Annotated in this window: 10 protein-coding genes; all 10 read right to left on the bottom strand. The window is 34.6% G+C overall.

Features of this window, described 5'->3' with window-relative positions:
- Window positions 1-86 precede the first annotated feature (86 nt).
- The 10 genes from C9J34_RS04250 to C9J34_RS04205 all read right to left on the bottom strand — a co-directional run bounded on the left by C9J34_RS04250 (window position 87) and on the right by C9J34_RS04205 (window position 11708).
- Window positions 87-2084 carry a discoidin domain-containing protein gene (locus tag C9J34_RS04250; protein WP_107838621.1) on the bottom strand — a complete coding sequence of 666 codons (1998 nt, stop codon included), beginning with the start codon at window positions 2082-2084 and terminating at the stop codon, window positions 87-89.
- Complete coding sequence (locus tag C9J34_RS04245; RefSeq protein ID WP_107838620.1) at window positions 2081-2671, bottom strand: hypothetical protein; 591 nt, start codon at window positions 2669-2671, stop codon at window positions 2081-2083. Before C9J34_RS04245 ends, C9J34_RS04250 begins: the two co-directional genes overlap by 4 nt.
- A 16-nt stretch (window positions 2672-2687) precedes the next feature.
- Window positions 2688-3287, bottom strand: a complete 600-nt coding sequence (locus C9J34_RS04240; protein WP_107838619.1) for a hypothetical protein — start codon at window positions 3285-3287, stop codon at window positions 2688-2690.
- 102 nt (window positions 3288-3389) lie between these two features.
- Window positions 3390-4142, bottom strand: coding sequence for a hypothetical protein (locus tag C9J34_RS04235; protein WP_107838618.1), 753 nt, complete (start codon window positions 4140-4142; stop codon window positions 3390-3392).
- 18 nt (window positions 4143-4160) lie between these two features.
- The gene (locus C9J34_RS04230) at window positions 4161-5312 is read right to left on the bottom strand and encodes a hypothetical protein (protein ID WP_107838617.1); all 1152 of its coding nucleotides are present in this window, start codon (window positions 5310-5312) and stop codon (window positions 4161-4163) included.
- Between the two features lie 14 nt (window positions 5313-5326).
- Window positions 5327-5857, bottom strand: a complete 531-nt coding sequence (locus C9J34_RS04225) for a hypothetical protein (protein WP_107838616.1) — start codon at window positions 5855-5857, stop codon at window positions 5327-5329.
- Window positions 5858-5895: 38 nt separating this feature from the next.
- Window positions 5896-9777: a phage tail protein gene (locus tag C9J34_RS04220; protein WP_107838615.1), complete on the bottom strand. Its 3882-nt coding sequence runs from the start codon at window positions 9775-9777 to the stop codon at window positions 5896-5898.
- A gap of 24 nt (window positions 9778-9801) precedes the next feature.
- Complete coding sequence (locus C9J34_RS04215; protein WP_107838614.1) at window positions 9802-10440, bottom strand: phage tail family protein; 639 nt, start codon at window positions 10438-10440, stop codon at window positions 9802-9804.
- A 15-nt stretch (window positions 10441-10455) separates the two neighbouring features.
- On the bottom strand, window positions 10456-11109 hold the full coding sequence (locus C9J34_RS04210) for a hypothetical protein (RefSeq protein WP_107838613.1): 654 nt from the start codon (window positions 11107-11109) through the stop codon (window positions 10456-10458).
- Window positions 11109-11708 carry a distal tail protein Dit gene (locus tag C9J34_RS04205; protein ID WP_107838612.1) on the bottom strand — a complete coding sequence of 200 codons (600 nt, stop codon included), beginning with the start codon at window positions 11706-11708 and terminating at the stop codon, window positions 11109-11111. Before C9J34_RS04205 ends, C9J34_RS04210 begins: the two co-directional genes overlap by 1 nt.
- Window positions 11709-11710 lie beyond the last annotated feature (2 nt).

Genomic DNA, 11710 nt, shown 5'->3' with positions numbered 1-11710 from the left:
CACTTTCAAAGATTTTTTCATTTCTTACTTGACTTTATATAGTTAGTCTTTCATATTGTATTAAGAAGTCAAAATAAAACTCAGCATTAATTAAAACTAATGCTGAGTGGTTTTTTATTTAATTGAGTTGTCCAAAGACCTTCTTCATTTTCTGAAACAGTATTTTGTAGAATGTAGTTTTTCTTATCAAACAATAAGCTGAATAGAATGTTATTACTAGTAGCTTCAAGTAAATTGCTGTTACTTAGAGGGTATTCATTCATTTTTAATTCAAATTCCTCAAAAAACATTTCTCCCACATAAATATTTGTTGAGTTAGTAGAATTGATTACTAATCTGTAGTATCTGTAATTAACATAATTACATTCAAACTTCTTTGATATATTATTTGCATTATTACCAACCCAAGTTGTAATATATTCATTTATATCTTTCCATTCTATCCCATCATATGAACCAATTAATTTAAAATTTCTTGGGGAAGAATCATGAAGGTAGTAACCACCATTTTTACCTGAGTGCAAAGTAAATCCGCAAATATTTGTTTTTTTACCAAAATCAATTTGCAACCATCCACTTCTAGTGCTTACTCCCCATCCAATATTTGAGCCTGTAGTAGAGCCATCAAATGCTCTATATGGATTAAAGAGTGTATGAATAGTACCACTCGCACTAGCAACTAATGGAGAAGGGGCAGTATTTGAAGTCATATTTAGATTCTTTCTTTTTTTATCAATTGTTACTATACGGTACTTATCATCTGCTTTTAGTGTTAAAGAACCTGTAGTGTATTCTTTAATTCCTATATATCTTATATCAAAATATTTATTTAAATCTATAGTCTTACCAAACACTTTCCCTGTTGCGTTTTCTCCTAGCATCTCACTTTTATCTTCCATAGTAATAGACTCTAATTCTGTCACTTTGCGGTCAAGTAGGGGAGATAGATTATCCATGCCTTGCTCTAAAAATTGAGTTGAAGTGGGGAGAGTGGATGAAATTGTTGTCCACTCTTCTTTTTGGTAGGGAATAAATTCAAGAAATTCTATTTCATCAATTTGTATATGTCCTGAATCACCATTATTTTCTAAAATATTCAATCTGTAATGCTTGTATTTTATCGAATTATTAAATACAAATTCTTTTCTTTCACTGAAACCGAACACTGTATTTTCTCTTGTGTCTAAAATATCCCAGTCAGTGTCATTATTTGAGCCTTCGAATGTCCAATTTTTAGGATTTCTTGAACTATAAGTAGAATCTATATTTCCACGAATAATATATTTATTTAACCTAGTAGATGAAGCAAAACTATATTTTAACCAAGCTTGAGTAACGCCTACCGCAGTAGACCAACTTGTTCCTCCTGTTATATCTCCATCAAAAGCACACCATCCATCTCTTGAGGAAGAAAATGATGATGAAGTTGTTACAATGTCAGAATCAAATGTATTAGAGGTAAAGCCTGTTTTGCTTCTTTTGATAAAGTGTGCATCTATTTTGTGTGTATATCTCTTATACTCACCATCATGTAAAATAAGTGATTTATTTTTAATACTATCTTGCCATGCTCTATACCCATTAGGCAAACCAAACTCAAAATCTGTATCTCCAAAATTTAGTATTGCTTTACTACCGCTATTTAAACCAATTAATGGATATATTTCTACACCTGTTGGAATAGTTATAAATGCAATTCCTTGAGATATGCCATCTATAAAAAATTCGATTTCACCTAAGTCTAAATCAAGTCCTACTCCCAAAATACATGGAATATTGCCTATTGAATCTCCATATAAATGGTTGTATGCATTATTATATTGCATATAACCACGAGTTGCTTCATAAGTCCACATGTTTATACTAGGTGATAATTGGGGCATACTATATGTTTTAGAATCAAATGAATCTAAACACACACCAATAATATTATACGAATTAATTAAATATTTAGCTTCAAAATATAATCTTCCTTTTGATTCTGGAGTATCAGCCTTAGCTAATCCGTTCTCAATTGTTAAATCATCTGTAATTATTGCAGATGCAGATTTTGTTGTTGGGTCTAATTTTACTTTTCCGTTCATTCTTTGCTCACCACCTGTAATCTATCAATCCTCACCCATTCATCACGAATAATTTTCTTCTTATATAAACTCCCTGCATCAACCCATGTTGAATCAATTGGCATGTCATGCTGATAATTACGCTTTAATCTTAGCCCATTCGAATCTTCAACAAACGCATTACTCTCAAAATCTGAATTAGCAACTAAAAAAACATCCGTCACAAACCCTGCAGACAAGTCAATTCTAATTTGAATGTATTGTTTTGTATCGGAGAGGATAGCGCCATCATAACCAGCAGCAATCCAGTCAGACCAATCTATATTATTATCTGAGAATCTTGTTAAAATGGCGATTGAACTAGTGCCATTATCAATACTGTTGCTAAATACCTTTTCAAAATCATGAAACTTATCCTCTAAATTAATCACATCTGAAATCCAAGTGCCTTGTTCTGCGTAAACAGGGTTTCCTTGACCATCAGTATCCACCTGTGCTAATCGTAAATAGCCTGTTGCTGCATCAATTTCTGTATTATTGTGAGTACCTGAAACACCAATAGGCAAGCCTATCTCTTTACGTTCTAAGTTATCGCCTACAGTTGTCATATAGTTTCCTCGCTTTCTAGTGTTTAATCGTCCAATTAATTTGACCTGCTTTGTTAGCCTCTAGCGGGGCATAGAAGCGCTCTACTTCGAAGCCTCTTGACTTAAATACTAAATAGCCATTTAAGTCTTTATTTGAAGTTAGTTTTACTTCGATAAAGGCACTTGCATTAAAGGGAAGGGCGACAATAGGTTGGAAGAATAGTTGGATATCATTTTTTTGATATATGGTTTTGTAACCAAAGTTAATAGATTTTATATTAGATTTATGAGAGCCTTGCACATTGCTATAATCAGTATAAGCCTCTTTATAAGTGATAAGGTCTTTGTTTGTAAAATTTGTTGTTAAATGAAGAATCTCTCCATTTTCTGCATGGTATTCAATTTCAACTCTTTTTCCATTTAAATTGAAAGAACCATCTGCGATTTCGAAAAAAAGCTTCATTCCTTGACCGAACAAACCAAAACGAATGACCTGATTTTTCTGTATTAAGTAAAAGTCATTTTTTTTATGTGTGAGTAGGTCATACTCGGTGTAATTTTTTCCATTTGCATAATCAGCTGCCCAATTAAAAGGTAAGCTAATTGCTTGATAGTTTCTTGCATCTACAAATATCATTTCTATCAATCTCCTTCATTGCATTGAAGTTCTTTTTGTGAAAATTTCATAAAAAATAGGGCAAGGGACGATACCCCTTACCCTGTAAAAAGTCATTTTTTATTATACGTAGCGATAGGAAACACGTTGTACTAATAAATTTTTCCCTGCACTAGCGTCAATCGGTACGTCTGCATACACAGAAATTTTAACAAAGTTACCACCTGCTAAATCGGCATTAGTGCCATTATCCAATGTTTGATTGGCAAAGCCTAAAATCTCTCTAGCGTTTGGTGTGACCTCGATTCGAACTGCTACATATTCCACTGTTCCATCAAAAACGGGATTTCCTTCTACAGTTACCCAAGATGATGGCTCTGTCACATCTGTTGTACCTGCTTTAGTTACTTTGTAAATAAATCCATTCGCATTTGTTGGTTGTACATAAGTGTTTAGTGCTAGTGGCTGGGATGCAGACCAAACTTGAGCAGTAGCAGCATTGACATTCGTTGTAGTACCTGTAGTTCCTAAGTCCTTTGTACCATTTGGATTTTGCGTTCCAACCCCGCCTTTACCAACAGGCACAAATGCAGTTTCATTCAAGCTATCAACTCGTACCTGAAACCAATTATCACGAACAGCTTCAACGACTTTTCCTTCTGCGCTTCCATCACTACCATTGCGGTCACGAGTTGTAAATGTTACTTCTTCCATTTTAGAGCAATCCTCTGTACCTCCACGATTGTTCCAAATGTAAAAAACCTTTACAAGAGACTGTGAATCTGCATCAACAGTATCATAATTTACTGTACTTTTTACCTCACTTACTTTTTCATTAGTGCCTTCATACCATGATACGATAGGTGCGTTTGTCATAAATAAATTCCTTCTTTCTTAATCAATTTTTATTTTTATATTTACTGTCAGATTAAAAGCGTCAATATTGAAAGAGGGGACATTCAATCTGAATACATCATTGGCTTTGACTTTTGTTTTAGTAATTGTATGAGTTCCATTATCTTTGTGGTTTTCTGCATCAATACATAAAGGCTTATCAAGAATGGATGTCCATGTAGACCAATCTTCCGATGTTTCAATATCTATTTCTGTAGCAAGTGTTCCTTTTTTAGAAACGAATGCTTGAACATCTATAATTTCTCCGTTAAAAGGATAGACATTGTGAGGGTCTTGAATACCTTGCAAGATTTCTTGGGGACAAATGAAGACAATCGCATTGTAATCCGTTTTTTCGCTAATCTCCTCTAGCTTGATATAATGCTCTTTGGACATCAGACCGTCATATGTACTAGTTGCCTTAGGAATATTTCCACCTAATGCATCAATCGGAATCCAATCCATACCATTCCAGCGATAGCGTATTCCAGAGTCGTATACTTGAACTGTCCAGCCAACCTGGGGATTCGGGTATGTTGTTCTAATAGCACTTTCTGTTTGCACATATGGCTGGTAGATAAGAACGGTTGTGTTATAAGCATCATCAACTAATTTCGTTGCCTTTTTTGCTTCTTCTGTGGCCATAAGGGCATTATTTGCTGCATGGTTGGTAGAATTAATCGCGACAATCATTCGGTCCATTATGTCTTCAAAATCTTCAGTTCGATCAATCAGCTCTTTTACTTGTTCTTTCGATTTTTCTATAATTTCATAGAGAGATTCGCTAGCTGACTTATCATAGTGCATAATTCTGTTACTTGGATAGAGTAGAACACCTCTGCCGCGGTACATAACAGATACTGTTTCAGCTTCTTTTTCTGCATGAAAAAAAACGAACCCATTTGTATAATCACAATAGAATTCGTTTTTTTCTAAGCTATGCTTTATGTATTTTTCATGATTTACTTCAAACATTCCTGATATTCTTACACGATATACTTTATCAGGGATTTCTAGTAGTGCTATACGCTGATTTACTACACGTGTAATGTCTAAACGATCAACAAAAGGGTCATTTGGCGTTCCTTTTCTCCAAATGATATGAATAGGATTATTAAACTCTAAGTAGCTAATTGGTTGTTTCGTTGTCAAAATTTCACCTCCTTTTATGAGCCTACATTTACATTCGTACTAAGCCCCTGTGTTCCGATTTTTGTCTTTACAGATGAAACGTGAGTTGTTACTTCATTATCAGCTACAGCCAATAGTTTACCATTCACATAGACATTCTTTGAATTTCCGCCAGTTACACTGCCTGTCGTTATATTTTCGTGCTTACCATTCTTATATGTTCCACCACCTGGAATAGTGTAACTATCTGTTTCTTTAGTTTTATCACCTTTGACAATGGGGGTTTGTCCATTTATTTTTACATTTGTCACTGTTGCAGTTACGCTTCCATCAATCTTAGCATCTATTTTATAGTCAACATCTTGGTATTTTGGTTCACCAGGAATCCACATGTCTATCCATACCCCAAAAGCATTAGTATAACCACACCGTCCAGTTTGATAATCCATGTATCCAACAGGGCATGTTCGAGGGTGGTAACCATCTTGTTCTGTTTTTGTATATATAATATGGTCTGTCGCTGTCGCTTGTACAATTTTCACATCAGCTAATGCTACTTTTGCCATTGTTTCACCTCTTAATAGGAAAAGCTAAAACCAACCTCTTAGTTGAGGTCAATTTTAGCTCCTTTCATTTCTATGCCGCTTGAAGAGAGTTTAATGTAGGTGCTTGCGTTTAGCGATAATAAAATTTCTCCATTTTTAATCATAACGGTTGCTTCTCCAAATTTCATGGCAACATCTTCACCTTTTACTACTCGAACATATTCATTAGTTCCAGTTCTCATAACGGCTCTTGTTTGAGCATCAAGTCTAATGCCACCTGTAGTCTGTAGCAGCATAGCTTGGCCATCGCCTTCTGTGTCCGTTTGGTTCATGAGGAATTTGCTTTGGAAGTTAGGAGGGGAGTATTCAAATGCAAATTTATTATTGTCTTTGTATATTTTCCCTAACTCGCCACCACTCTCAGCACCCCAAATCATTTCAGGGTATGCAGAAGTGCCACTTCCATTAAAGTGAAGCTTGAATTTTGTCGTGTCTGAGCCTTCTCCACTATATTGGGTTTTAAGCTTAATATAGTTATCTTCAATATGGACAACATCTTGAGGGGAACTGGAATTAAGTGTAAGCAATTTATTTACGGTTAAGTCAGAAATAAAGCTTCCATCAATCGCTATTGGGTCATTTAAGTCATCCATAACAATGAGTTTTTTAGCATACAGCATACCATCTGTACCAATCCAAAAGCGCTTATCACCAGATACATCAATGGCGATTCCTTCATTGGCATTTAATCTAATTTGTTGCCCATTGTTACCGTTAATCGTGATACCTTCATCTTGGTCGAATATAATTTTTTCACCTAAGAAGCCATCAACTATTTTTAAATTATGCGTAGTGATATCTTTCGCATAAAGCCTGCCGTCCGTACCCACATAGAATTTTCGATCCCCATCCACATAGATGGATATAGCCTCATTGGCATTTAACTTAATCACTTCACCATTGCGGCCGATAATGGTGATTCCTTCCATCCAATCGAATGTAATCGCATCACCTAAATCCCCATCAACGATGCGTAAATTTTTAGTGACTAAGCCCTCTGCATAGAGCGTACCATCTTCCCAATTCGGGTCTCCAAGCGTTGCAAATAATTTACTAACCCATTTGTTATTTTCCCATTTTTGCAGTGCAAGTCCATTGGTCGCATTTAAATAAGCTCTATACTTTCCATCATTTCGAACCGCAATAAAGCCAAAATCATTCATAATTAAATTATTATGATATCTGCCCATTTGAATGCCAGAGTAGAATAGGGAATCCTCAATTGCTTGTCGAAGTCTAGTTGCTTCATCATAGTAATTTTTAAACATTTGAACAAATTGGCCGCGATTTTCAATGATGCTTGTAGATTCAGTTAAGGGGTCGGTCATATCAATTAATAAATTCTGCGCTTCTAAATAGCCATTATTAATGACTTTTATGTAGCTTGATAGATAAGTTAATAATTGTAGATAAGCATTTTTTAAAGCGCTTGTTGAATATCTATCCGTAGTTGAGTGAACAGTAGGGAAGGTTCGAGTAAATGTATCGAATGCTCCCTCGACATCTGTATAGTTATCTCTTGCACTTCTTATATATTTTTCTGCTTGTTGTAGCAACAGCTTATAATCAGAATGAATTTTATATAACTCTTTAATCATATCTAATTTTTCAAGCGTCGTTAATTTTCCATCTGCAACAATTTTGTCAAATAAACCGATATTAAAGTAATTATTTTCAGCATCTAAAATGATTTTGTCTAGATTGTTTACAACTTTGATATTCTCTGCAACCATATTGCGAGAATACAAGGTGCCATCTGTATTTGCCCACAGAACCTTTTTCCAATCGCTCCCATCTCTTTTACTGACAGAGAAACCTTCGCATGTAGTTAGTGCGACTCTTGTAGCGTTGTTCCATGAGACAAGACCAAAACATTCATGGTCTTGTGGAATTAAATTGCCGTTCTCATCAAACTGGTTATCGGATACAAGGCCTAATCTCATCACCTCGTCACCTTGTCTATTAAAGATAGTAGTTCTAGAGCCACGTGTAATCCAAATGCCAGATTCATCCTCAATCATTAAATTAACGCCTGAGATGATTTTGCCAAAAATGCGCTCACCGAAAATACCATCTTTCGAAATGGCATGCTTCCAGCTATTTCCGTTATCATTGGTTATCGCTAAAAAGCCATTTTGAATGACTAGCCAGCTTAAAGGATCTTCTAAATCCTTTACAATGATGCCGCGTTCACTGATCTCAATTTGTTGATTGTATCCTGCCATAATGGCATTTTTTAAAGAATCCCATTTGTTATTAATAATGTCATTGATTGCACCGTTATTTTCTTTAGATAAATCCCATTTCCATTTTTCCATTTGAACGAGGGTAGAGGTACTTCCCGCTTTATTTAATTGTTCTAGCCACGTGTTCTTTTCGTCAATTTCATTAGAGATTGTCAGTGAAATAGAACCGTCTTCAAAGCTGTGTCTAATTTCGGTAATTTTAGTTTTTATCTCAACCTGAAGCCTATCATAACGAACGCTAACAACATCGCCTAAACCAAGCTTATCCCAATCATTTTGAGCTTCAACAATGCTTAAAAAATCGACTAAGCTCATATCTAATTTCACTTTTGGCTCAAGGTATTGTCGAAAAACCTCTTTTGCTTCCTCCAATAAGTCCTCTTCATCAATAATGGCATCATTAACATATTCTTTTTCAATTTCAAAATGAGACAGTTCTTTTAATTCGTCTGATGAGAAATTATTTTCTCTTAATAATTGAGTTTTTAAGATGGATAATTTATTTGCGTAATCATTTAATTGGTATTTTAAATCTCGAATAAAGGATTCTTGTAGGGAAACTTGGGTTCTTTTCAGCTCTAAACGGTGGATAATGTTGGCGTGTTCAGTAGTATGGGATTGGAAATTAGCATTTGAAATATCCAATTCATTTTCAATGATTGTTTTTTCTGTATGCAAGACACTTAATTTTTGCTCTTCTGTTTGCACAATGGCTTGTTGATGAGTGACTGCTGCTGTTAAATTGGCGAATTGTTCAGATAGAGATTCAATTAATTGCTGATAATTTTCTAAAGCGATACATAAGGCATCGCTCATATATTCTGAGTGATTCACGACATGGCCGTTTTTCTGTTGAAAAGGATACATATAATATCTGTAATCCTCTATATAGGCTTGCCCAGTAGGATTTAGGCGATGGATTGAAAGTCCATCTTGTCCATAAGCCTTTAGCCTAGTGATTGTTTCAATGGTGTTAGTAGAAAGGTTGAAGCTTTCTAAATACTTGCCATCCCGAATGAAAAAACCTTTATTATTGCCCATACTCTCGGGCTTGTAAAAGCTAATCGTACAGTTAATCGAGTCCCAGACTATTAAAGCATTCCACATGTTAGCCAATTCATAAATAATTTCTAATATATTATTAGAGGAAACTTCATAACTTCTAAATATATTTTCAAAATAACTGTCAACATAGCCTAGTTTCCAATTGGTATTCACTGAAGATAAAATCTCGTTTACGATTTCAGATAGATTCTTACTTACAACTTCAAAACTTCTTATATTTTTATCGCTTAATTGAACACCCAATGATAGGGCAGTGAACTGCACATATTCATCATTATTGTAGGATTTGTCTGAATTATTAATAAGGAAATATTCTGTCACATGTCCATATTTCAATTTAAATAAATACCGATGTTTAATGTTTTCTATGTTGGCATTATTCATAGGAACACCATCTTCAACGATGACAGTAGGTATCTTAAACGATAGCTCGTTCAATACCGATAATTTTTTATCATATGTAATATCATAAGCCTCATGAATTCGGCCGATTGTCTTTTTATCGGGCTTGCATAGAAAAATTTTTGGTTTATCAGGCTTTACGTTATAATTTATTTCTCCTAATTTCAATATCTCACCTCCTTGCTCTAATCATCATTCTTGGATAAAGATATTTTGATAACGTACATCCATATCAAAATCTCCATTCCCTTTTAAAATATTGATTCCTAGCGGTAGCTCTAGAAATTCACCGTTATGGTCATCATATCTGTAGATGCCTAAATGCTGTCGATCAGACACTATCGCTTCTTTATCACAGTTAATATAAACTTCTTCATTGTTAATTAGATTATTAATCGTTAATGTTTGATTATTATTTACATTGACTAGTGAGATAGCACCGTTGCCATTTTTCTTACGTATCCATATTTTCGGCTTGATGCTGAGGTCGCCTACGTTTTCTAACATTTCACATGGCTCAAAGCTGATTGAAAAGGATTGAAGATATGGTTTTACATCCATATTTTTTGAATGCATTACTACTTTATATTTGAAATATAATTTGCTCAGATCATAATTTAATAAAAGATGTTTATTATGCAAATCCATTTCTGTCCAGTCAGACCAGACGATATTGTCAGGAGATACAGAGAAATAATAGTCCACTAATTGTGAATGGACGTTAATTAAATTGCTTTGAATAATCGTTATATAATTGGATAGGTTACTTGATAGATTATATGCTTTAGATATATACGTGCCTTGTAGGTTTAAGAGTGTGTTCCATTGCATTTTAAACACCTCATTCTAATCAATTTTTCCAAATGGTCTAAATTCACAGCTATAGTTCACCGCTTTCCATCTAATCGTTTTTGCTTTGCGCCAAACGACTGAGCCATCTATCAATGTAGTATTATTTTGAACGCCAGACCAAGAAGGCTCTGTTACACCTGAAATCCCTGCTGTTTCACAAACATAATAAAATAATCTACTGCCATTAGTAGAAAATACAACATCTCCAACTTGATAATTATAGGTAGTTCGCCAGTCAGCACCTTGTGCATCGTAAAATTCTTGATTCAATCCACTTAAAAAGGAGGGGGGAGTGACAGAGCTTTTGCCATCAACAACGCATTCATAAATATAACCATTATCGGGAGACGCTCTTACTAAATCACCAATCATATACTCTCTTTTCGTTTTCCAATGCGCTGCATGTACGCCATTTCTTGTAGCAACCCATCCGATATAGGTGTTAATCGAAGGGGTGCTATTCCAAATAACTTGTCCAATTTTATATGTGTCAGTATCTATATTGTCAATTGAATTTGCCTTTTTTTCGAGTGCAGTTTCAATGATTTTAAAATTACTTCCATAAGAGATAATCGTCTCTTTAATATCGTCCTCTTCAAATGTATTTTCGGTTACAATTTTTAAACCTAGGTCATTTGTTATCTCCATTACTGTATTTCACTCCATTTCTTTTGTTCAAAATATAAGCTCCCCCAAGAGTTATCGATTTTTTCAATGGTTAGCCCGTTTGAAGTAGCGGTCATATTATTTAGGCTACCATCATGAAAAGATGAGATGTTTTCAACAATATGATGTCCCTTATCAGTTTCTCTAAATTTCAAATGCTCAAATCTGTGTTCATGAGAATAAGAATAGGGGGAATTACATCGAATAGTTAATTCGACATGCCCTTGATGCAAGCCATTATGAATTAAAGTAGAATCACCTTCGACTAGTGCATAAAAGACTCTATTTGGGTTACTATCGAAAACTAAAGGTTTGTAATAAGGCTGGAAAAGCCAACGTGCAATTTTTCTAATATCCTGATCATTTAGCCAATTTTCAAGATAAAAAGATAATTTAAAAGAGAGTGGTGCATGCTCCACTCTCTGAAAATAAGGTTCATTATTATTTGCTATCTTTTTTTCGATTATTTGCCGCTGGGGGAGAAAGGTTTCGTTGTAAAGATTGCCATTTGACCAGCCTATTGTGACACCCATTTCTTGAGAAGAAGTTCCATCGTATATAAAGTGGGTAGATTCCAGCATAA

It is taken from the genome of Metasolibacillus meyeri, from assembly GCF_003049505.1.
GTDB lineage: Bacteria > Bacillota > Bacilli > Bacillales_A > Planococcaceae > Metasolibacillus > Metasolibacillus meyeri.
The sequence above is the reverse complement of the archived record's forward strand: the minus strand, read 5'-3'. Positions and strand labels throughout refer to the sequence as shown.